This window comes from Micromonospora sp. USAFONa4, assembly GCF_057197825.1.
This window is the reverse complement of record NZ_CM170072.1, coordinates 2,312,818-2,333,155: the sequence shown is the minus strand read 5'-3', so window position 1 is coordinate 2,333,155 and position 20,338 is coordinate 2,312,818. Positions and strand designations below refer to the sequence as shown.

Annotated in this window: 21 protein-coding genes; 10 read left to right on the top strand and 11 right to left on the bottom strand. The window is 73.7% G+C overall.

The window, feature by feature from the left end:
- Positions 1 to 15 precede the first annotated feature (15 nt).
- Both AC0OO9_RS09815 and AC0OO9_RS09810 read left to right on the top strand, forming a co-directional pair.
- The gene (locus AC0OO9_RS09815) at positions 16 to 1,347 is read left to right on the top strand and encodes a DEAD/DEAH box helicase (protein ID WP_421454469.1); all 1,332 of its coding nucleotides are present in this window, start codon (positions 16 to 18) and stop codon (positions 1,345 to 1,347) included.
- Between the two features lie 178 nt (positions 1,348 to 1,525).
- Entirely contained in the window at positions 1,526 to 1,714 is a 189-nt protein-coding gene (locus AC0OO9_RS09810) for a hypothetical protein (protein ID WP_132231061.1), read from the top strand.
- 46 nt (positions 1,715 to 1,760) lie between these two features.
- Here the strand turns inward: AC0OO9_RS09810 and AC0OO9_RS09805 are convergent, their stop codons facing one another.
- From AC0OO9_RS09805 to AC0OO9_RS09790, 4 genes are read right to left on the bottom strand one after another with little or no spacing between them, the layout of a single operon-like run.
- Entirely contained in the window at positions 1,761 to 2,210 is a 450-nt protein-coding gene (locus AC0OO9_RS09805) for an RrF2 family transcriptional regulator (protein WP_484517025.1), read from the bottom strand.
- A gap of 1 nt (position 2,211) precedes the next feature.
- Entirely contained in the window at positions 2,212 to 3,096 is an 885-nt protein-coding gene (locus tag AC0OO9_RS09800) for an ABC transporter permease (protein ID WP_421454463.1), read from the bottom strand.
- On the bottom strand, positions 3,086 to 3,865 hold the full coding sequence (locus AC0OO9_RS09795; RefSeq protein WP_357580839.1) for an ABC transporter ATP-binding protein: 780 nt from the start codon (positions 3,863 to 3,865) through the stop codon (positions 3,086 to 3,088). The genes AC0OO9_RS09800 and AC0OO9_RS09795 overlap by 11 nt, the downstream gene beginning before the upstream one ends.
- Entirely contained in the window at positions 3,862 to 4,926 is a 1,065-nt protein-coding gene (locus tag AC0OO9_RS09790; RefSeq protein ID WP_484517024.1) for an ABC transporter substrate-binding protein, read from the bottom strand. The genes AC0OO9_RS09795 and AC0OO9_RS09790 overlap by 4 nt, the downstream gene beginning before the upstream one ends.
- A 263-nt stretch (positions 4,927 to 5,189) precedes the next feature.
- Between AC0OO9_RS09790 and AC0OO9_RS09785 the strand changes: the two genes are divergently transcribed.
- The 3 genes from AC0OO9_RS09785 to nudC all read left to right on the top strand — a co-directional run bounded on the left by AC0OO9_RS09785 (position 5,190) and on the right by nudC (position 8,894).
- The gene (locus tag AC0OO9_RS09785) at positions 5,190 to 6,500 is read left to right on the top strand and encodes a M16 family metallopeptidase (protein WP_484517023.1); all 1,311 of its coding nucleotides are present in this window, start codon (positions 5,190 to 5,192) and stop codon (positions 6,498 to 6,500) included.
- 115 nt (positions 6,501 to 6,615) lie between these two features.
- Complete coding sequence (locus tag AC0OO9_RS09780) at positions 6,616 to 7,959, top strand: M16 family metallopeptidase (protein WP_484517022.1); 1,344 nt, start codon at positions 6,616 to 6,618, stop codon at positions 7,957 to 7,959.
- The gene (nudC, locus tag AC0OO9_RS09775) at positions 7,956 to 8,894 is read left to right on the top strand and encodes an NAD(+) diphosphatase (protein WP_484517021.1); all 939 of its coding nucleotides are present in this window, start codon (positions 7,956 to 7,958) and stop codon (positions 8,892 to 8,894) included. Before AC0OO9_RS09780 ends, nudC begins: the two co-directional genes overlap by 4 nt.
- Before the next feature lie 172 nt (positions 8,895 to 9,066).
- Here nudC and AC0OO9_RS09770 read toward each other — a convergent pair whose 3' ends face one another.
- The 3 genes from AC0OO9_RS09770 to AC0OO9_RS09760 form a co-directional block, all read right to left on the bottom strand.
- Entirely contained in the window at positions 9,067 to 9,342 is a 276-nt protein-coding gene (locus AC0OO9_RS09770; RefSeq protein WP_484517906.1) for a hypothetical protein, read from the bottom strand.
- A gap of 214 nt (positions 9,343 to 9,556) precedes the next feature.
- Positions 9,557 to 9,793 carry a DUF397 domain-containing protein gene (locus AC0OO9_RS09765; RefSeq protein ID WP_132231069.1) on the bottom strand — a complete coding sequence of 79 codons (237 nt, stop codon included), beginning with the start codon at positions 9,791 to 9,793 and terminating at the stop codon, positions 9,557 to 9,559.
- 72 nt (positions 9,794 to 9,865) lie between these two features.
- Positions 9,866 to 10,846: a helix-turn-helix domain-containing protein gene (locus tag AC0OO9_RS09760; RefSeq protein WP_484517020.1), complete on the bottom strand. Its 981-nt coding sequence runs from the start codon at positions 10,844 to 10,846 to the stop codon at positions 9,866 to 9,868.
- Positions 10,847 to 11,072: 226 nt separating this feature from the next.
- Between AC0OO9_RS09760 and AC0OO9_RS09755 the strand changes: the two genes are divergently transcribed.
- Positions 11,073 to 12,368 carry an MFS transporter gene (locus tag AC0OO9_RS09755; protein ID WP_484517019.1) on the top strand — a complete coding sequence of 432 codons (1,296 nt, stop codon included), beginning with the start codon at positions 11,073 to 11,075 and terminating at the stop codon, positions 12,366 to 12,368.
- A gap of 84 nt (positions 12,369 to 12,452) precedes the next feature.
- Here the strand turns inward: AC0OO9_RS09755 and AC0OO9_RS09750 are convergent, their stop codons facing one another.
- Complete coding sequence (locus AC0OO9_RS09750; protein ID WP_311413010.1) at positions 12,453 to 12,695, bottom strand: mycoredoxin; 243 nt, start codon at positions 12,693 to 12,695, stop codon at positions 12,453 to 12,455.
- Between the two features lie 92 nt (positions 12,696 to 12,787).
- On the opposite strand from AC0OO9_RS09750, the gene AC0OO9_RS09745 reads away from it, so the two are divergent.
- The 3 genes from AC0OO9_RS09745 to AC0OO9_RS09735 all read left to right on the top strand — a co-directional run bounded on the left by AC0OO9_RS09745 (position 12,788) and on the right by AC0OO9_RS09735 (position 15,829).
- Positions 12,788 to 14,950, top strand: coding sequence for an ATP-dependent DNA helicase UvrD2 (locus AC0OO9_RS09745; RefSeq protein WP_484517018.1), 2,163 nt, complete (start codon positions 12,788 to 12,790; stop codon positions 14,948 to 14,950).
- A gap of 127 nt (positions 14,951 to 15,077) precedes the next feature.
- On the top strand, positions 15,078 to 15,335 hold the full coding sequence (locus AC0OO9_RS09740; RefSeq protein ID WP_484517017.1) for a hypothetical protein: 258 nt from the start codon (positions 15,078 to 15,080) through the stop codon (positions 15,333 to 15,335).
- A gap of 128 nt (positions 15,336 to 15,463) precedes the next feature.
- Positions 15,464 to 15,829, top strand: a complete 366-nt coding sequence (locus AC0OO9_RS09735) for a WhiB family transcriptional regulator (RefSeq protein ID WP_088998544.1) — start codon at positions 15,464 to 15,466, stop codon at positions 15,827 to 15,829.
- A gap of 388 nt (positions 15,830 to 16,217) precedes the next feature.
- On the opposite strand, the gene AC0OO9_RS09730 is transcribed toward AC0OO9_RS09735, so the two are convergent.
- The 3 genes from AC0OO9_RS09730 to AC0OO9_RS09720 all read right to left on the bottom strand — a co-directional run bounded on the left by AC0OO9_RS09730 (position 16,218) and on the right by AC0OO9_RS09720 (position 19,106).
- Positions 16,218 to 17,585 carry an ABC1 kinase family protein gene (locus tag AC0OO9_RS09730; protein ID WP_484517016.1) on the bottom strand — a complete coding sequence of 456 codons (1,368 nt, stop codon included), beginning with the start codon at positions 17,583 to 17,585 and terminating at the stop codon, positions 16,218 to 16,220.
- Between the two features lie 78 nt (positions 17,586 to 17,663).
- Entirely contained in the window at positions 17,664 to 18,719 is a 1,056-nt protein-coding gene (locus AC0OO9_RS09725) for a TOMM precursor leader peptide-binding protein (protein WP_484517905.1), read from the bottom strand.
- A 219-nt stretch (positions 18,720 to 18,938) separates the two neighbouring features.
- Positions 18,939 to 19,106 carry a DUF5679 domain-containing protein gene (locus AC0OO9_RS09720; protein ID WP_012014940.1) on the bottom strand — a complete coding sequence of 56 codons (168 nt, stop codon included), beginning with the start codon at positions 19,104 to 19,106 and terminating at the stop codon, positions 18,939 to 18,941.
- Between the two features lie 548 nt (positions 19,107 to 19,654).
- On the opposite strand from AC0OO9_RS09720, the gene AC0OO9_RS09715 reads away from it, so the two are divergent.
- Entirely contained in the window at positions 19,655 to 20,185 is a 531-nt protein-coding gene (locus tag AC0OO9_RS09715) for a M48 metallopeptidase family protein (protein WP_132231076.1), read from the top strand.
- The last annotated feature ends 153 nt before the right edge of the window (positions 20,186 to 20,338 follow it).

Below are 20,338 nucleotides of genomic sequence, written 5' to 3'. Positions count from 1 at the left end.
GAGGAAGGCTTCCGCATGACCACTGTCGTACCCTCTTTCGCCCTCACCGGGCTGGCTCCGGCGCTGCTCGCCGAGTTGACCGCCCAGGGCATCACCGAGCCGTTCCCGATCCAGTCGGCGACCCTGCCGGACTCGCTCGCCGGCCGGGACGTCCTCGGCCGGGGCCGCACGGGCTCCGGCAAGACGCTCGCCTTCGGGCTTCCCCTGCTGTCCCGCACCGCCGGCCGCCGGGCCCGCCCGGGCCGACCGCTGGCCCTGGTGCTGGTGCCCACCCGCGAGCTGGCCCAGCAGGTCACCACCGCGCTCGACCCGTACGCCCGCGCCGTCGGGCTGCGCTGCGCCACAGTCGTCGGCGGGCTCTCCCTGCAACGCCAGGCGGACGCCCTGCGCGCCGGCGCCGAACTGGTCGTGGCCACCCCGGGCCGGCTGCACGACCTGATCAACCGCGGCGACGCCCGGCTGGACCAGGTCGGCATCACCGTGCTCGACGAGGCCGACCAGATGGCCGACATGGGCTTCCTGCCGCAGGTCACCAAGCTGCTGGAGCAGGTCGCCCCGAACGGGCAGCGGATGCTCTTCTCGGCCACCCTCGACGGCGGCGTGGACAAGCTGGTGCGCCGCTTCCTCAGCAACCCGGTCTCGCACTCGGTCGACCCGGGCACCGCCACGGTGACCGCGATGACCCACCACGTGCTGCACGTCGACGCGGTGGACAAGCCCACCGCGCTGACCTGGATCGCCGCCCGCGAGGGCCGCACCATCCTGTTCATGGGCACCAAGCACCGCGCCGACCGGCTCGCCCGCCAGTTGCTGGCCAAGGGGGTACGCGCGGCCGCGCTGCACGGCGGCAAGTCGCAGCCGCAGCGCACCCGGATCCTGGAGCAGTTCCGCACCGGGCAGGTGACGGCGTTGGTCGCCACCGACGTGGCGGCCCGGGGCATCCACGTCGACGGGCTCGACATGGTGGTCAACGTGGACCCGCCCACCGAGGCGAAGGACTACCTGCACCGTGGTGGGCGTACCGCCCGGGCGGGGGAGTCCGGCACGGTCGTCACCCTGGTCCTGCCGGAGCAGCGCCGGGACGTGTCCCGGCTGATGTCGACCGCCGGCATCCGTCCCGAGTCCGTCCAGGTGCGCCCCGGCGACGAGGCCCTGGCCCGGGTGACCGGCGCCCGGGAGCCGTCCGGCGTGCCGGTGACGATCGCGCCGCCCGCGCCGCAGGCCGCCTCCGCCGGGTCTGCCGGCGGCCGGTCGGCCGGCCGTGCCGGTGAGGGCGGCCGGGCTCCGCACCGCGCCTCGGGGCGGCCCCGCCGCTCGCGCCGCCCCCGCACCCCGCACGCCTCCTGACCAACCCTCCGCGTTCCGCTCTCCCATCGGCTCCGGGCACCCGTGCCCGGAGCCGATGGCTGAGTCTGGAATCAGCGAACGTTACGTCCGATCGGCGACTGTTTCCGCCGCCGGGGGTGGTGAAAGCTGGGGGCGGGGGAAGATCCGGGCGGGACCGCCCGGCATGGGAGGGGTGACCATGGCGGGCGACGCCGGCTCGGGCGCGGCGCGGGAACTGTTGCTGGTGCTCGCGGTGGCGCTGGCCGGGCTGCTGCTCGCCGTGGTCGCGGTGTTCACGCCGTGGCACGCCACCCCGGACGGGGCCGCGCCGGCCGCCCCAGTCGAGCTTCGCAGCCCGACGGAGCGGCCGGTGCCCACCGTCGGCTGACCGTCGCTTGGCCTGCCTGCCCGTCGCCGGACGAGGCGGTGCGCGGTCAGCGGGCGTGGGTCTCCCCGGCGCCGGCCGGGAGGTGTTCCGCCCCCAGCAGGTCGGCGAGGGTGGTGCGGTCGACCACCAGGGCGATCGCGCCGTGCACGGCCAGCCAGACGTCCCGCAGGCCGGTCGCCACACCCGCGTAGCCGGCCCGCTCGGCCGGCAGGCCGCGGACGGTCGTCAGGGAGCCGCCGATCGCGCGGAGCACGTCGCCGACGCTGATCTCCACCGCGGGGCGGGCCAGGGCGTACCCGCCCTCGGTGCCCCGGTGGCTCACCAGCAGGCCGGCCCGGCGCAGGTCGACCAGGATGCCCTGGAGAAAGCTCAGCGGGATGCCCTGGCTGTCGGCCAGCGTCCCCGCCTTGACCAGCCCGCCGCCGCCGACCGGAGCCGCGGCGGCGACGGCGAGCATGGCCCGGAGCGCGTAGTCACTGCGCGCGGAGACGTACACGTCACTGACCCGCCTGGTCCAACACGCCCCAGCGACGCCGGATCGCCTTGTCCGCCGCCCCGAACGCGGCGTCCACCGCCAGGCCCAGCACCAGGATCACGATCATCGTGGAGATCAGCCAGGGCGAGTCGGAGAGTTCCCGCGAGTAGGTCAGCTGCGCGCCCAGCGAGGTCTGCGAGATGCCGACCACGATCAGCTCGCCGGCCATCAGGCTGCGCCAGGAGAACGCCCAACCCTGCTTGAGACCGGCCACGATGGCCGGCAGCGCGGCGGGCGCGATGACGTACCGGTACAGGTTGAGCCCCCGGGCGCCGAGGTTGCGGCCGGCGCGTAGCAGCAGCGGCGGCACGTAGTCCACACCGGCGATCACGCCGTTGGCGATGGACGGTGCGGCGCCGAGCACCACCACGAAGAAGATGGCCTTCTCGCTCAGCTCGAACAGCAGGATCGCCAGCGGGAACCAGGCGATCGACGGCATCGTCTGCAACGCGGTGATCATCGAGCCGATCGCGGCCCGCAGGATCCGCGACCGGGCCACCGCGAGGCCGAGCAGCAGGCCGACGGCGACCGAGAAGACATAGCCGAGGGCCGCCCGGCGCAGGGTGGTGACCAGCCCCTCCCAGAGCTGGACGCCGCTGACCTGCCGGAGCAGCTCCTGACCCACGGCCACCGGGCCCGGCAACGAGTACTCGGGCTTCCAGCCGGTCCAGACGACGACCTGCCAGGCGCCGACGGCGAGGACGAGCGCGGCCAGCTTCGGCCAGGTCGCCGCCCAGAGCCGGCTGGCCCTCGTGCGGCTCTTCTCCCGACCGGCCAGCTCCAGGGCGTCCAGCCCGGAGATCTCCGAGTCGGTACGCGGGACGGCGGCGAGGGTGTCACCGGCCATGACGGCCCACCTCCGTACGCAGGCGGCCGGTGACCTCGGCGGCGATCGCGGCGACCTCGGGGGAGTCGATGCGGCGCGGCCGGGGCACGTCGACCGGGGTGGACCAGATGATCCGGCCGGGCCGGCTGGAGAGCAGGATGATCCGGTCGGCGAGCCGGGCCGCCTCGCGGACGTTGTGCGTCACGAAGAGCACGGTGAGCCGCCGCTCGGTCCAGATCCGTTCCAGCTCGTCGTGCAGGATGTCCCGGGTCATCGCGTCCAGCGCGCCGAACGGCTCGTCCATCAGCAGCACCGGCGTGTCCAGGGCGAGGGTGCGGGCCAACGCCACCCGCTGGCGCATGCCGCCGGACAGTTCGTGCGGGCGCTTGCGGCCGAAGTCGGCCAGGTGGACCGTGCCGAGCAGTTCGGCGACCCGGTCCCGCCGCGCCGCCCGGGGCAGCCCGCGCAGTTTCAGCGGCACCTCGACGTTGCCCTCGACGGTGAGCCAGGGGAAGAGGGCGGGCTCCTGGAACATCAGTCCCGGGTCGACGCCCTCGTCGAGGGTGATCCGCCCACCGCTGGGCCGGTCGAGGCCGGCGACCAGGTTGAGCAGGGTGCTCTTGCCGCAACCGGAGGCCCCGACCAGGCAGACGAACTCGCCGGGCGCGACGTCGAGGGAGACCCCGTCCAGGGCGACGACGGCGTTCGCCCCGCGCCCGTACACCTTGGTGACGCCGTGCAGCGCGACCGAGCCGGTCGCGCTGCGTGGCGTCGTCGTGGTCGACGTCATGGTTGGACGACCTCGGGCTTGCCCTGGCCCTTGAGTACCTCGTTGAGGTGGGTGAGGTCGTAGAGACCGTCGAGGCTGACCGGCTGGGTCAGGCCGACGGCGACGGCGTGGTCGAGCCCGGTCTTCAGCGACGTGGCGATCGGGTCGTTGGTGAACTCCAGCGTCGGCCAGGCCTGCTTGATCAGCTTGAGGTCGAGGGGCTTGCCGCTGATCTTTCCGATGTGGTCGGAGATGGCCTGGTGCGTCTCGTCGGGCTTGGTGTTGACGAACTCGTTGGCCGCCACCTGGCCCTCGACCAGCTTCTTGACCACGTCCGGGTGTTCCTTGAGGAACTTGGTGCTGACGATCAGGTTGGTGATCACGAACTTCCGGTCCGGCCAGAGGTCGCGCTCGTCGACGAGCACCTTGCCGCCCGCGTTGACCAGCCGGGACACGAACGGCTCGGGCACCCAGGCGCCATCGATGGCCCCGCTGTTGAAGGTCTCCACCGTCTGGGCGTTCTCCTGCGGGACGATCTTGACGTCGCCGCCGCCCTCCTTGGTCGTCGCGAGGCCCTTCTCCTTGAGCCAGTAGCGGATGGCCACGTCCTGGGTGTTGCCCAGCTGCGGGGTCGCGATCTTCTTGCCCCGGAGCTGCTCCACCGAGGTGATATCGGGCTTGACCACGAGCGCGACGCCGCCGGAGGCCGCGCCGGAGATGACCCGGACGGCCTCGCCCTTCGACTTCGAGAAGGCGTTCACGGTGGGGTTCGGGCCGATGTACGTGGCGTCGAGCGCGCCGGAGAAGATCGCCTCGATGGCGGCGGGGCCGGCGTTGAAGGTCTTCGTCTCCAGTTTGACGTCGCTGCCGAGCTTCTCGGCGAAGATGCCCTTCTCCACGCCGACCACCGCCGGGGCGTGGGTGATGTTGGGGAAGTAGCCGAGCCGCAGCGTCGTCGGGCCGGAGCCGCCGCCCGTGCCCTCGCTGTCGTCGCCGCAGGCGGCGGCGGTGCCCAGGGTCGCCACGCCGACGACGGCGAGGGTGGCCAGGGAGACCCACCGACGCATGGGGAGCCGTCTCATCGTCCATCCAATCCGCAGTATTCCTACTTAGTTGGTAGGAAGACTGGGGCAGGCGGTGAACTGGCGTCAAGGGCCAACCACATGCCGGGATCTGCGTCCCAGAAAAAGCGGCAATCTCTACTGATTGGGTGTGCTTTGCAGCCGGTGTTCGCGCCGTCGCCGCCGGCCGCCGGGGCGGCTGCGTACGACGCCCCGGGCGCCGGCCGGGGCGGCAGGCGAGAGGTCGCCGGTGGCGGGAGTGCCGACGCGCTAGGGTCGATCCCGTGGCGGCGCGGAGATCGAGAATTCCAGCGACGAAGTACCCGGTGGAGCGGTTCACGCTCGACAACGGCCTGCGGGTGGTCCTGACCCCCGACCGCAGCGCCCCGGTGATCGGGGTGGCGGTCGTCTACGACGTCGGCATCCGCTCCGAACCCGAGGGGCGCACCGGCTTCGCCCACCTCTTCGAGCACCTCATGTTCCAGGGCTCCGAGAACCTGGAGAAGCTGGCGCACTTCCGGCACGTGCAGGGGGCGGGCGGCACCTTCAACGGCTCCACCCACCTGGACTACACCGACTACTACGAGACCCTGCCGAGCAACGCCCTGGAGCGGGCGCTGTTCCTGGAGGCCGACCGGATGCGCGGCCCCCGGCTGACCGAGGAGAACCTGCGCAACCAGGTCGACGTGGTCAAGGAGGAGATCCGGGTCAACGTCCTCAACCGCCCGTACGGCGGCTTCCCCTGGTTGACCCTGCCACCGGTCATGTTCGACACCTTCCCGAACGCGCACGACGGCTACGGCTCCTTCGTCGACCTGGAGTCGGCCACCGTTCCCGACGCCGCCGACTTCTTCCGCCGCTACTACGCGAGCGGCAACGCGGTGCTGGCGGTCAGCGGCGACATCGACGTCGCCGAGGCGACCACGCTGATCGAGCGGCACTTCGGCGACGTGCCGGCGCGTCCCGCCCCGAAACGGCCCGACTTCGCCGAGCCCGACCTGACCGAGGAGCGGCGCACCTCGTACACCGACGAGTTGGCCCCGCTGCCGGCGGTGGCCGGCGCCTGGCGGGTGCCCGACCCGATCACCGACTTCGCCGCCTACCTGCCGTACGTCGTGCTGGCCGAGGTGCTCACCGACGGCGACGCGTCCCGGCTGGTCGAGCGGCTGGTCCAGCGGGACCGGGCGGTGACCAGCCTCGGCGGCTACGTCGGCTTCATGGGCGACCCGTTCGACGTGCGGGACCCGACGGCGCTGCTGCTCCAGGCGCACCTGCCACCCGGCGGGGACGTGGACAAGGTGCTGCGCACCATCGACGAGGAGCTGGACCGGCTGGCCACCGACGGCGTGGCCGAGGGGGAACTGGCCCGCACCCAGGCCCGGATGGCGACCCACCTGCTGCGCGACACCGACGCGGTGCTCGGCCGGGCGTTGCAGATGGCCGTGCTGGAGCAGCAGCGCGGCGAGCCCGGGCTGCTCAACGACCTGCCCCGGCTCGTCGGCGAGGTCACCGACGAGCAGGTCCGCGCCGCCGCGGCCGCCCTGCGGCCCGAGCGCCGCGCGTCCATCGAGGTCATCCCAGGAGGGGCCCGGTGAGCGCGAGGAGTGAGCCGGTCCTGCGAGCCCCGCAGTCGCGAACGAAGGTGGGTTCGGTGAGCGCGAGGAGTGAGCCGGTCCTGCGAGCCCCGCAGTCGCGAACGGAGATGACACAGTGAGTGTGACCGCACCGGCCGCGTCCCGGGCGCTGCCGCCGCTCGGCCCGAACCGCAGGCTCAAGCTGCCGAAGCAGGCCGAGCGCACGCTGGCCAACGGGCTGACCGTGATCGCCGTACGCCGGCCGGCGGTGCCGCTGGTGGAGGTGCGGCTGTGGATGCCGTTCGGCCGCACCCACCTCGCCCGGGGCGCCATGCTGGCGCAGACCCTGCTCTCCGGCACGGCGACGATGTCCAGCGTGCAGATCGCGGCCGAGTTGCAGAAGGTCGGCGGCGGGCTTTCCGCCGGGATCGACCCGGACCGGCTGATGCTCTCCGGCGCCGGGCTGGTCACCGGGCTGGACCGGATGCTGGAGATCCTCGCCGAGGTGCTGACCGACGCGGCCTACCCGAACGACGACGTCGCCACGGAGCGGGACCGGCTGGTGGACCGGATCCACGTGGCGCGCAGCCAGCCGGCGCACCTGGCCCGCACCGCCCTGCTCCGGCGGGTCTACGGCACCCACCCGTACGCGGTGCAGACCCCCGAACCGGAGGCGGTCCGGGCGGTCCGGCCGGGGGTGCTGCGGACCCTGCACGCCCAGCGGGTGCACCCCGCCGACGCCGTGCTGGTGCTGGTCGGCGACGTGCAGCCGGACCGGGCGCTGGACGCCGCCGAGAAGGCGCTGTCCGGGTGGACCGGCGCCGGGCACACCGCCGACCTGCCGCCCGCCCCGCCGCTGGAGCCCGGGCCGCTGCTGCTGGTCGACCGCCCGGGGGCGGTGCAGTCCTCGCTGCGGATCGCGCTGCCGGCGGTGCCCCGCACCCACCCGGACCACGCCGCGCTGCAACTCGCCAACCTGATCTTCGGCGGCTACTTCTCCTCCCGCTGGGTGGAGAACATCCGCGAGGACAAGGGCTACACGTACGGGGGGCACTCCCTCGTCGAGCACTCGGTGGCCGGGTCGGTGCTGGTCGCCGCCGTCGACGTGGCCACCGAGGTCACCGGGCCGGCGCTGCTGGAGACGACGTACGAACTCGGCCGGCTGGCCTCCCTCCCGCCCCGCGAGGACGAGCTGGAGCAGGCCCGCCAGTACGCCCTCGGCACCCTCCAGCTCGGCATGTCCACCCAGGCCGGGCTCGCCTCGCTGACCAGCGCGTACGCCGGCAGCGGGCTGCGCCTGGAGTTCCTGGCCGAACACGCCGCCCGGTTGGCGAAGGCGACCGTGGCCGACGTGGCCGAGGCGGCGGCCCGCTACCTCGCCCCGGCGCGGGCGGTCACCGTGGTGCTGGGCGACGCCGAACGGATCGGGCGGCAGGTGGCGGCGCTGGCCCCGGTCACCACCGAGCCGGCACGACCGTGAGCGGGGAGCCCGCGCCGCCGCTGGCCCGGTCCACCCTGGACCGGGCGGCCCACCGGCGCACCGACCCCGGGTGGCTGGCGCAGGCGTGGAGCCGGGCCCGGGTGCTGGTGCTCGACTCCGCCGACGGCGGCCGGGCGCTGGTGCGTACCGACACGTCGCCGCCGAAGCTGGTGCTTGTCGATCCGGCCGGGCTGCCCGGGCCGACGTCGCCGATGTTCCTCGGCGTGGAGCCGGACGGGGTGCCGGTCTTCGCCGTGGACGCCCCGCTGCCGGCGGTGTCCGGGGCCCGGGCGGCGCACCTGCGCGAGGTCGGGCACCTGCTCGGCGACCGCGACGCCGGGCTGTTCACCACCGCGCTGGCACTGGTCAACTGGCACCTGCGGCACCGCTACTCGTCGGCCACCGGGCACCCGACGGAGGTCGACGAGGCCGGCTGGTCCCGGGTCGACCCGGCCGGGGAGCGGATCTGGCCGCGTACCGATCCCGCCATGATCGTGCTGGTGCACGACGGCGTCCCGGGCCTCGACGGGCGGTGCCTGCTCGGCAACAACGCCACCTGGCCGCACACCGCCGGCGAACGCCGGTTCTCCTGCCTCGCCGGCTACGTCGAGCCGGGGGAGTCGGCCGAGGCCGCGGTGCTGCGCGAGGTCCGCGAGGAGGTCGGCGTCCCGGTCGACGACATCGCGTACGCGGGCAGCCAGGCGTGGCCGTTTCCCGGCTCCCTGATGCTCGGCTTCCTCGCCACGGCGGATCCGGAGCATCCGGTGCAGGTGGATCCGACGGAGATCGCGTTCGCCCGGTGGTTCTCCCGCAGGGAGATCGGCGCGGCCCTGGCGGGACGGCCGGTGGAGGTCGGCGGGGCCCGCCTGGTGCTGCCGCCGCCGTCGTCGATCGCGCTCTTCCTGATCCACCGCTGGCTAGACGGGCACTGCTGAGCCGGTCTCCGCCGCGCGCGAGCGCGCCGGTGGCCGGGGTCGTGCGGTCCCGGCCCGTGGCCGCCGTTGCCGCGACGGTCACGGACCGGGAACACGGGCCGCCGTGGTCGGCTGGGGCAAAGGAGCACGGCGGGGGAGCCGGTCCGACCACGACGGACGTCTGGGGTGCGGGTCAGCTGCCTCGGTCGTCGGGTGCGACCCGCCGTCCGCGGCCCGGCTCGTCGAGCGGGAGCACCTTGACCCGCTGCTTCCCGGAGCGGACCGCGCCGACCGTGGCGAGGGCACGGGCCAGCAGCAGCGCGGCGTCGCGCTCCTCGGCGTGCACGATCTGGCGGCGCGGCTCGGGCGCGGTGGTCTCGTCGCGGAGTCGGTCACCGCACGCCCAGGCGGCGGCGATGTCCACGTCGGCGGCGGCGCGGATGTCGGTGCGAACGATCAGGAACCGCATGCGGGTCTCCGGATGAATCGCGAGGGTGGGGAACGGGTGGAAGTTCCACGTCACTCTGCCGTCATGTTACGCCGCGCGGTCGTCTCATCAAGTGAAACGCGACGATTGGTCCGGAGGCTCATCCGATCAGCGGATGCCTGGTCGGCGGGGTGGTGCGGCGCAGACGCGACGGGGCCGCCGGCACGCTGCCGGCGGCCCCGCGACGGTCGACGGATCAGTTCAGATCGAACTGTCCGTTCTTCGCGCCGGCGATGAAGCCCAGCCAGCCCGCCCGGTTGAACAGCAGCACCGGACCGCCCTGGTCCTTGCTGTCCCGCAGGGCCACCGCGACCGGCCCGGTCCTCAGTGGTGCGACCTCGACGCAGTTCGAGGTCTGGCTGCGCGTGCTCTTACGCCACGGGGCGTCCGCGAGTTGGGCGAGTACGGACGGCGTGTTGCGGATCTCGTTCATCGTGCCACTCCTGAGGTGAACTGCTCCGATGGAACGAGTGGCGCCGCACGACCCGACGGTGGGCCCCCGTGATCACCGATCCGTCAGGCGCCCGGAATACCGGCGGCGTTGGGTCGGCGCCGTTGCCGGCCCGTACGCCACCGTGGACGCGGTCGCCGTGCCGGGCAGCCGCCCCGTCGCCTCGATCAGCCAGGAGAGGGTGTCCGATTCGGAGAGCGCCGCCGTGCATAGCCACTCGAACACCACTTTATAGCGATTTAGGGCGTTTACCTCGGTCGACATGACGTCGGTGAACCCCCCTTCGATGGCCAGCGTCTCCGGATCGAGCGGATCCGCGAACCGGTAGACCGAGAACGCGGTCGGCGGGAGGTACCAGTCGCCGATCTGGGTGTCGCGCGGCAGCACGTGCAGCGTGACGTTCGGCAGCATCGCCAGTTCGCAGAGCTGCACCAGCTGCGCGCGCAGCACCTCCGGCGGCCCGGTCCGGCCGCCGAGCGCCGCCTCCTCCAGCACCGCCGTGTAGCGGGGCGCGTCGGTCGAGCGGGTGAGCAGCGACTGCCGGGCCAGCCGGGCGCGCACCTCGGTGTCGATGTCCTCACCGGCCTCCGGGTCGCCGGCCTCCTCGTCGACCTGCCGGGCCGAGGCGATCCGCACCGACGCGTAGTCCGGCGTCTGGAGCAGGCCCGGCACCAGGACCGGGTTGTATTCCGAGATCTCCGCGCAGCCCGCCTCCAGCTCGGCGAAGCTGCGCTGCTGCTGGGTCATCACCGGGTAGTTGCGCAGCCAGCCGCAGATGTCGCCGGCCTCCTCGGTGATGCCGAGGAGTTCCCGGCGCAGCGCCTCGTCGGCGCCGTAGAGATCCAGCAGCACGCGGACGTCGTCCGGGTCTGGGCGGCTGCGGCCGTTCTCCAGCCGGGACAACTTGGACGCGGACGCCCAGCCGATGCGCTCGATGACCTGGTCTCCCGTGAGACCCGCGGCCTCGCGCAGCCGGCGCAGCTCGGTGCCCAACCTGCGGCGGCGCAGGATCGGGCTGGGTGAGGCAGGAGGCACGACGTCCTCTTTTCCCGTGGACCGCCGCAGACGCGACGGTAACTGTATGAAATTCGCCCCCCACGGTCAGTATGGACGGCGCGCCTCCCGCCGGAGGTCCCGGCGGGGGCGTGTCTCGCAGAAAAGAGGACCGTGGAAGGGCGCGGCGTCCGGTACGACGCCGTCGGCCCGACCGCGCCACCCCAGACCGCGCCACGCCGCGCACCACCCCTGCCGGAGGGACCCCATGCGCACCGTCCTGCGCCGCCCGGATTTCCGCCTGCTCTTCGGCGGCCTGCTCGCCAGCATGGCCGCCGAGTCGATCCTGTTGCTGGCCCTCGCCATCTGGGTGAAGGACCTGACCGGGTCGGACGGGCTGGCCGGCGCCACCATCTTCGCGGTCATCGCCCCGATGACCCTGGCCCCGCTGGTGGGGTGGATCGTCGACCGCTACCCCCGCCGCCCGTTCTTCGTGGCGGCGAACCTGGTGACGGCCGTGCTGCTCACCCCGCTCCTCGTGGTGCGGGACCGGACCGACGTGTGGATCATCTACGTGGTGGCGGCCCTCTACGGCCTGTCGTACATCACCCTCAGCGCGGTGCTCAGCGGCCTGATCCGCCAGCTCGTGCCGGTGGAACTGCTGGCCGAGGCCAACGGCGTGCTCCAGACCGTACGCCAGGGGCTGCGGCTGATCGGCCCGCTGGCCGGCGCCGGCCTCTACGCGGCCGTCGGCGGCTGGATGCTGGCCGTGATCGGGATGGTCGGCTTCCTCTCGGCGGCTGTCGTGGTGGGCCTGCTCCGCACGACTGAGACGCCGCCCACCGGGCCCGGGCTGCGCTGGCCGGCCGAGGTGAGCGCCGGGCTGCGCCACCTGGCCGGGGAGCCGGCGCTGCGCCGGGCGCTGCTCGGCTACGGGCTGGGATCGCTGGCGATGGGCTTCAGCGAGTCGTTGATCTTCGCGTACGTCGACCAGGGGTTGCGCCGGGACGCCGCGTTCGTCGGCGTGCTGGTCACCGTGCAGGGCATCGGCGGGCTGGTCGGCGGGCTGCTCTCCCCGGCCGTGGTGCGCCGCGCCGGCGAGGTGGGCACGCTCGCCGCCGGGGTGGCGTTCTTCGGGCCGGCCTCGCTGGCGCTGGTGTACCCGAACCTCTGGCTCGGCTTCGTCGCCGTACTGCTGGCCGGGGTGTCGCTGCCGCTGACGATGGTCGGGCTGCACACGCTGATCCAGCGGCGTACCCCGCAGGCGCTGCTCGGCCGGGTCGCCGCGGCCTCGGAGGCCGTGGTCAGCGGCCCGCAGGCGCTCTCGATCGGCGCGGGGGCGCTGCTCGTCGGGGTGCTGGACTACCGCGTCCTGTTCGCCCTGATCGGGGTGGCCACCCTGCTCGCCGGCGGCTACCTCTGGCACGGCCGCACGCTCAGCCCGCCGCCACCCGTCCGGATCCCCGCCCCCCGCCGGCCCGCCGAGGGGTCCACCGCCGGCGGCCCGGCCGCCACCGCGAGCCAGGAGGTGGTCGGCACGACCCCGCCGGGCCCGGCGCGCTGAGCCGCCGCGTCGTCAGGACCTCCCGTGGTACGCGACGAGCGGCCGCCCGGAGGGGCGGCCGCTCGTGGGTGGTGCTGCGTCCGGTCAGGCGTCGATCGTGGCCAGGTGCTGCTTGACCTGGGTGATCGAGGGGTTGGTCAGGGCGCTGCCGTCGGCGAAACGCAGCGTCGGGACGGTCTGGTTGCCGCCGTTGACGCTCATCACGAACTCCGCGGCCTTCGCGTCCTGCTCGATGTCGACCACCTCGTAGCCGATGCCCTCCCGGTCGAGCTGCGACTTCAGCCGGTGGCAGTAGCCGCACCAGGGGGTCGAGTACATCGTCAGCATGGTCAGATCCTCCAACGGTCCGCGTGGCGGCTTGCCGATCAAGCCCAGGCTAACCGCTGCAACGTCGGGCGGAGCTGAGACAATTCCTCGCTGTGGTGGTTCACTCAGCATCCGAACGCGTGCTCGCCGGGCTCGACCCCGAGCAGCGCTCGGCGGTGACCGCCCCCGCCGGCCCGGTCTGCATCCTGGCCGGCGCCGGCACCGGCAAGACCCGCGCGGTCACCTCCCGGATCGCCCACCGGGCGCTCTCCGGGGAGATCTCCGCCCGGCACGTGCTCGCGGTGACCTTCACGGCCCGCGCCGCCGCCGAGATGCGCGCCCGGCTCACCGCGCTCGGGGTGGGCGGCGTCCAGGCCCGCACCTTCCACGCGGCGGCGCTGCGCCAGGTGCGCTACTTCGCGCCCCGGCTGCTCCAGGGGCGGGCCATGCCCGAGCTGCTGGACAGCAAGGTCCGGCTGGTCACCCTCGCCGCGGCCAAGGCCGGCCTGCGCACCGACCGGGCGGCCGCCCGGGACCTCGCCGGCGAGATCGAGTGGGCGAAGTCGTCGCTGGTGGAACCGGGGGAGTACGTCGTCGCGGCGGCGAAGGCGATGCGGGACACCCCGCACGAGCCGGCCCGCGTCGCCGAGGTCTTCGCGGCGTACGAGCGGCTCAAGCGGTCCAACGGGGTGATCGACTTCGAGGACATGCTGCGCGCCGCGGTCTGGGGCATCGAGGAGCACCGGGACGTCGCCGAGCAGGTCCGCGCCCAGTACCGGCACTTCGTCGTCGACGAGTACCAGGACGTCAACCCCCTCCAGCAACGGCTGCTCCAGGCGTGGCTGGGCGGGCGGGACGACCTGACCGTGGTCGGCGACGCCAGCCAGACGATCTACTCGTTCACCGGGGCCACCTCGGCCTACCTCGTCGACTTCCCGCGCCGGTACCGGGGCGCGACGGTGGTCCGGCTGGTCCGCGACTACCGCTCCACCCCGCAGGTCGTCGGGCTGGCCAACGCGGTGATCTCCCAGGCGCGGGGCGCCGAGGCCCGGCTGCGCCTGGAGCTGGTCGGCCAGCGCCCGCCCGGCCCCGAACCGGAGCTGCGGATCTTCACCGACGAGCCGGCCGAGGCCAACGCGGTGGCCGCCCGCTGCCGCGCCCTGGTCGACGCCGGCACCCCGGCGAAGGAGATCGCCGTGCTGTTCCGAACCAACGCGCAGTCCGAGGCGTACGAGAAGGCGCTGACCGAGGCGCAGGTGCCGTACGTGGTGCAGGGGGCCGAGCGGTTCTTCGAGCGCGCCGAGGTGCGGCAGGCGATGGTCGCCCTGCGGGCCGCCACCCGGTCGATCCCCGGGGAGACCCCGCTGCCCGCCGCCGTGGTGGAGGCGCTCACCGCGGTCGGCTGGGCCCCCGACGCCGCCCCGGCCGGTGGCGCCGCCCGCGAGCGGTGGGAGGCGCTCGCCGCGCTGGTGCAACTCGCCGAGGAGTACGCGGCCACTCCGGAGGTGGTTCCGATCGGGCCCGCCGCCTCGGTCGAGCGCCCCGTCACCCTGGCCGACTTCAACGACGAGCTGGCCCGCCGGGCCGCCGCACAGCACGTGCCGACGGTCGACGGGGTGACCCTGGCCTCGCTGCACTCCGCCAAGGGCCTGGAGTGGGACGCGGTCTTCCTGGTCGGCCTCTCCGAGGGCACCCTGCCCACCACGTACGCCAAGACCGTCGAACAGGTCGAGGAGGAGCGCCGGCTGCTCTACGTCGGCGTCACCCGGGCGAGGGAGTGGCTCTGGCTGTCGTACGCCTCGGCCCGCTCCCCGGGCGGGCGGGCCCGGCGGCCCTCGCGGTTCCTGCCGCAGCTCGACCGCTCCGGCGGGGCGGAGCGGGCCGGGGCCGCTCCCGCGGCGCGGCGGCCGGAGCGCCGCCGGACCCAGATCGTCTCCTGCCGGATCTGCGGCGCCACCCTGCTCGCCGGGCCGGACCGCAAGCTCGGCCGCTGCCCCACCTGCCCCTCGGACATCGACGAGGAGCTGCACGAACGGCTGCACGAGTGGCGCCAGCGGGTGGCCGGCGGGCAGCGGGTACCGGCCTATGTGGTCTTCACCGACGCCACTCTGGTCGCGCTCGCGGAACGGCGCCCCGGCCGGGCGGAGGAACTGATCGCCATCGCCGGCATCGGGCCCCGGAAACTCGGCCTCTACGGGGAGGCGGTGCTGGCGCTGGTGGCGGGCGCGGCGGTCGACGACGTCTGCCCGGAGAAAACTTTCGAAATCTCGCCGTAAATTCGTTTGCCCTCGCCCCGTGGCGAGGAATAGCCTCATGACACACCTCGCGAGCGGCGCCATTCGGGCTGCTCACGAGGGGTAGAGACCGTATCGGCACGAGTGAACGTCAGAGGAGGTGGCCCCGATGGAGATCGTCTACATCAACGAGCGTTCGGCGGCGCTGCCCGCTGTCGTCGCTCCGCTGTCGGCTGTCCGGGTGGCCCTCGCCGCTGCGCGACCGTCGGTTTCCCAGGTGCACCGTGTCGAGGCTCAGGCCGAGCTGATCCTCGCCACCGCGCCAAACGGAAACCAGGGGACCAGTGGCTTCACGGGCAAGGGCGTCGATGCTGTCAAGCGTCACATGGGCGCCCGCGGAGTTCCACCTCGAGGTAGACCGGTCTGATCTTCAGACACCGGCTCACCTCGAGGCCGCGGAACCCGCTACCGGGATCCGCGGCCTCAGTTTTTTGCCCGCCAAGTACGTCGGAAATGCGATCCACGAGATCGAAGTGAGAGAGAGGTGACCGGGCGATGAGTCTGGCGTTGGCCCCACTCGACGTGAGCGTCGAGGTGGAGGCGAACCTGCCCTGCCGGAAGTTCGACCCCGACCTGTGGTTCTCCGACTCGCCCGCCGAGCTCGAGCTGGCCAAGTCGCTCTGCGGGGACTGCCCGCTGCGCGTCGAGTGCCTGGCCGGGGCGGTGGAGCGGGCCGAGCCCTGGGGCGTCTGGGGCGGCGAGATCTTCGAGCGTGGCGCGGTCGTCCCGCGCAAGCGGCCCCGTGGCCGTCCGCGCAAGGAGGACCTCGCCCGCGACGCGGCGCTCCGGGTCGAGGCCGAGGCACGACTGGCGGCCAGTGGGCTGTCCGAGTCGCGCACCACGGTCCGGCTGGCGGCCTGACATGCACCCGATCCAACCCACCCACGCCGGTGTCACGCCGGCGACGAGAGAGCTGACCACCATGCTGAACGTTCTTGACGGAGTCGCCGAGATGCAACTACTTCACGAAGCGTTGTCCCGGGCTCGAATGCGCCGGCCTCAGGCCGGTCGTACCACCACGAGCACTGAGGCAACCCTTTCCGCCCGTACCGTCGCCATGAACAGCCGCAACCGAGCGGCGCGCGACCTGGGCGTTCTCTAGTACCCCACCGAGAGTCGAGGGGCGGTGGCCGGATTCCGGCCACCGCCCCTCGTCGCGTTCCCCCGTCCCGTGCCGCCGCGCGCCGTGCCGTCTGCTGCGCGCCGTCTGCTTCGTGCCGCGCGTCACGTCCGGTCGCGCGGCCGTCGCTCAGCCGCCCGCCGAGGGCCGCCCGGCCGACGGGGCGAAGCCGGGCAGCCAGCGCTCCAGGATGCCCCGGTAGGGCGCCTTCGCCTCAAGCTGGCAGAGCACGCCGATCGAGCCGAGCGTCACCCGGTGGATGAGCAGGTACGACGGCGGCAGGTTGAGCTGCCGGCTCAACTGGTACGCGGGGGAGCGGGGGCTGGCCAGCCGGGTCGCCTCCGTGCGTAGCCAGGCCCGGGTGAACCGGAACTCGTCGGCGGCGATGGGCTCCAGCATCGGACGGAGGAAGTCGAGCACGGCCTCGGCGTCGATCGCCTCGGTGGAACCGATGAAGCCCTCCGAGCGCAGGCCCGCGACCACCTCGTCGGCATCGCCCCGCAGCGCCAGCGCGGCGATGCGGCCGATCGGCTCGGGCGTGCCCTCCGGCATCCGGGCCACCGCGCCGAAGTCGATCACGCCGAGCCGGCCGTCCGCCAGCAGCCGGAAGTTGCCCGGGTGCGGATCGGCGTGCAACAGCCCGGCCCGCTGCGGCGCGGACAGGTGCAGGATGGCCATCAGCCGGCCGGCCTCGTCGCGCTGCTCCTCCGTGCCCTCGCGGATGATCGCCGCCAGCGGGGTGCCCTCGACCCACTCGGTGACCAGGACCCGGGGCGACGCCGAGACCACCGCCGGGATGTGGATCTCCGGATCGTCCGCGTACGCGGCGGCGAAGGCGCGCTGCGACTCGGCCTCCAGCTCGTAGTCGAGTTCCTCGGTGATCCGTTCCCGCAGCTCCGCCAGGAGCGGCTTGACGTCCAGCCCGGGCTGGATCGCCCGGAACATCCCGCCGAGGCGGGAGAGCTGCTTGAGGTCGGCGAGCAGGGCGTCGCCGGCGCCCGGGTACTGGATCTTGACAGCCACGTCGCGGGTCTGCGGCGCGCCGGACGGCCCGTAGCCCGGCTCCCGCCACACCGCCCGGTGCACCTGGCCGATGCTGGCCGCGGCGGCGGGGGTGTCGTCGAACTCCACGAACCGGTCCCGCCAGTCCGGGCCGAGCTGCTCGGCGAGCACCTTGTGCACGCTGGCCGCCGGCAGCGGCGGCGCCGCCTCCTGGAGCTTGGTCAGCGCCTGCCGGTAGGGGGCGGCGATCTCCTCGGGCAGGGCGGCCTCGAAGACCGACAGCGCCTGCCCGAACTTCATCGCACCGCCCTTGAGCTGCCCCAAGACGCTGAAGAGCTGCTCGGCGGTGCGTTGCTGGATCTCCGCGGAGATCACGTCGGAGGCGAGCCCCGTGACGCGCTTACCCATGCCGAGGACGGTCCGACCGGCGAAGCCGAGCGGCAGAGCGGCGAGCTTGGCGGTCCGGGACACGGCCCGGCGCGGGATGTCGGTCACCCGGCCATTGTTACCGACTCCGGGGGCCCGCGGCTGCTCTGCCGCCGGGCTGGGTGCCCCTCCCCACCTACGCAGGCGTCACCGGCGCCGTCGCGAACATCCGCAGGAGGGGTGCGGCGGCCACATCCGGCGGCGGAACCGCCCCGCCCCGGTGATCTCCACCGCGCAGCCCAGGGTCTCCGGGGTGCCCCCGTCGAGCTGCGCCAGCGCCTCGGCCGCCGCGTACGCCCCGGCCGCCAGGAGGGTCGCGGTGGCACACGCCTGCTCACCCGCGCCCGTGGCGAGCTGGGCGGCCAGCGCCGGCCAGTCCGGGTCCCGGTCCGCCCGGTGCAGGTCGAGGCAGTTCAGGCAGGGGCCAGCGGGTGGGCGGACGAGCGGGCCGACCACGGGCACGCCCTCCCGGAGGGCGAGCAGCAGGTGCGGCTGGCGGCGCTGGGCGTGACCGGCGGCGAGCAGGGCGGCCGGCCGGTCCGTACCGAGCTGGACGACCAGGTCGACCCGGCCCCGCCGGAGCGGGCCCGTGCCCGTGCCGGGGGCGCCCCGCTCGACGGCGTCGCGTACCGCCCGGGCGAGCGGACGGCCGAGCGCGGCGGCCGGGATGCCCGTGCCGACCAGGTCCGCCGGCCGCACCGGGCCGGCCAGGTCCGGGTGCACGTGCCCCACCCCGGCCTGGGCCAGCGCCAGGGCGACCGGGGCGCCGAGGCGGCCGGTGCCGCTGACCACCACCCGGGCGGCCAGCCGCCGGCGCAGCACCTGGGCGGGCGTGCCGGGCAACCGCGCCGAGGCCAGGGCGAGCGCCTCCGCCTCGGCGGTGAGCCGGGCCCGCGGCGGGCCGGCCAGGTCCTTCGGCAGCAGGGTGTGCGCGGGTACGACCAGGCCCGCGGCCCGGAGCGCGTCGAGCAGGGCGCGGGCCTCGTCGGGGGCCACCTCGGCCGCGACGGCGTGCGCCAGGACCAGCCGTTCGCTACGGGTGCCGTCGAGCAGGTCGAGCAGGCGGGCGGCCCGGGGGTCGGCGATCTCCAGCAGCACGGCGCGGCCCGGCTCGACGCCGAGTTGGAGGGTGTGGCGGTCCCGCCAGAGTCGGGTGAGGCCCGGCAGCAGGACGGGACGGGGCAGCGTGGTGGCACGGCGCATGACACCGATCGTGACCGTGTCCGTGCTCACCGTCGATCGTTGTCCACAGGTGCGCGGTGCCCTGTCCAGGGCTGTCCACAGGAAGTCCCGGGATATCCACAACCCGCCGGTAACCATGTCGGCGAGCCGACAGAGCGCGATCGGGTGCGCCGGCGGACGAGGTGCGGTCATGCCGGAGGGGGCGGCCGACGGCCGCCCCCTCCGGTGCATCCGTACGGGTCAGACCTTCGCCTTGCCCAGGATGCGGTTCACTGTTGTGCCGCAGACCGGACACTTGCCCTTGGCCATGTTCATCCCGGTCTTCGAGACCTCGACGCGGCCCTCGAAATCCCGCTTCTCCTTGCACTTGACGCAGTAACCGTTGTAGGTCTGGGCCTGGTCGGCCACGGTGCCCTCCTCGTCTCGTCCGCCGGCCGATGCCGTCCCGGCGGGGGTTCCCGGCGGCGGGCCACTCGGGCACCGGCGCTGGGTCGTTCTCCCGCGGCCACGCTCGTGACCGCTGGTCCGCGGACCCTACCCAGGTGTGGGCGGTTCCATGTCAGCTGTGCTTCGTCACTGTGAGCAAGTCGACGTCGAGAGTGTGCATGGCGAATTACGTCGGATAAGTCAGTTTGGCGGGGACACGCCGACCGAACCCGCCCAGATGCCCCGTGCGGGGCACCCCGAGCTGCGCCCGCCACGGAGATCACCTAACGTGGGGGTGCGCCCCGCCGCACCCGGCGGAGGCCAGCGGCGCGACGCCTCCGCACCCGCGGACGGCCGCCACGAAGGGTGACGGCGACGAATCACCGTGGCCCGGCAAAAGATTTTTTGGGACTCCTGCCGACCAATCACCATTTTCCGGGCGGGTGTCGGGGTGTTGACCCTTGCGGACCCCTGGTCAGTACGCATTAGCTTTCCTTCGTGACAGGAATCCGAGGCTGCGCGGCCCGCTGATGGCAGGGGCGCGGAAGCCGGTCGTCGAAGTGCGGCGCAGCCAGCGTCGGCGACGCACGGTGTCCGCGTACCGCGACGGTGAACGGGTCGTCGTCCTCATCCCGGACCAGTTCTCCCGGGCCGAGGAGAGCGAGTGGGTCGACCGGATGCTCGCCCGGCTCGCCGCCCGGGAGGGGCGCCTCGCCCGGTCCGACGCCGAGCTGCTCGCCCGGGCCACCCGCCTGATCAAGCTCTACCTCGCCGAACACGGCGCGCAGGCCGTACCGACGAGCGTCCGCTGGGTCACCAACCAGAACGGCCGGTGGGGGTCCTGCACCCCGGACGACGGCACGATCCGCATCTCGCACCGCGTCCAGGGGCTGCCCGACTGGGTGATCGACTACGTGCTCCTGCACGAGCTCGCGCACCTCATCGTGCCCAGCCACAACGCGCGGTTCTGGGCGCTCGTCGCGCGCTACCCGAAGTCCGAGCGGGCACGCGGCTACCTGGAGGGCGTCGCGGCGGCCTCAGGCACCCCGCTGACCGACTGACGCCCTCAGCGCCGCCGCCGGCCACCCGCCGTCCCGACCTCCGCCAACGCCTGCTGCCCGCGCCGTCCGCGCCTGCTGCCCGCGCCTGCTGCCCGCGCCGTCCGCGCCGGCGCTGCCTGCGCTGTCCGCGCCGGCTTCGTCCGCGCTGCCGGA

Excerpts from the sequence above, each read along its gene's own strand:
- AC0OO9_RS09715 (WP_132231076.1), top strand. The coding sequence starts at position 19,655 with ATGGCAGGGGCGCGGAAGCCGGTCGTCGAAGTGCGGCGCAGCCAGCGT.
- AC0OO9_RS09795 (WP_357580839.1), bottom strand. The coding sequence starts at position 3,865 with ATGACGTCGACCACGACGACGCCACGCAGCGCGACCGGCTCGGTCGCG.
- AC0OO9_RS09815 (WP_421454469.1), top strand. The coding sequence starts at position 16 with ATGACCACTGTCGTACCCTCTTTCGCCCTCACCGGGCTGGCTCCGGCG.
- AC0OO9_RS09755 (WP_484517019.1), top strand. The coding sequence starts at position 11,073 with ATGCGCACCGTCCTGCGCCGCCCGGATTTCCGCCTGCTCTTCGGCGGC.
- AC0OO9_RS09770 (WP_484517906.1), bottom strand. The coding sequence starts at position 9,342 with ATGCGGTTCCTGATCGTTCGCACCGACATCCGCGCCGCCGCCGACGTG.
- AC0OO9_RS09740 (WP_484517017.1), top strand. The coding sequence starts at position 15,078 with ATGGAGATCGTCTACATCAACGAGCGTTCGGCGGCGCTGCCCGCTGTC.
- AC0OO9_RS09810 (WP_132231061.1), top strand. The coding sequence starts at position 1,526 with ATGGCGGGCGACGCCGGCTCGGGCGCGGCGCGGGAACTGTTGCTGGTG.
- AC0OO9_RS09735 (WP_088998544.1), top strand. The coding sequence starts at position 15,464 with ATGAGTCTGGCGTTGGCCCCACTCGACGTGAGCGTCGAGGTGGAGGCG.
- AC0OO9_RS09765 (WP_132231069.1), bottom strand. The coding sequence starts at position 9,793 with ATGAACGAGATCCGCAACACGCCGTCCGTACTCGCCCAACTCGCGGAC.
- AC0OO9_RS09790 (WP_484517024.1), bottom strand. The coding sequence starts at position 4,926 with ATGAGACGGCTCCCCATGCGTCGGTGGGTCTCCCTGGCCACCCTCGCC.
- AC0OO9_RS09800 (WP_421454463.1), bottom strand. The coding sequence starts at position 3,096 with ATGGCCGGTGACACCCTCGCCGCCGTCCCGCGTACCGACTCGGAGATC.
- AC0OO9_RS09750 (WP_311413010.1), bottom strand. The coding sequence starts at position 12,695 with ATGCTGACGATGTACTCGACCCCCTGGTGCGGCTACTGCCACCGGCTG.
- AC0OO9_RS09725 (WP_484517905.1), bottom strand. The coding sequence starts at position 18,719 with ATGCGCCGTGCCACCACGCTGCCCCGTCCCGTCCTGCTGCCGGGCCTC.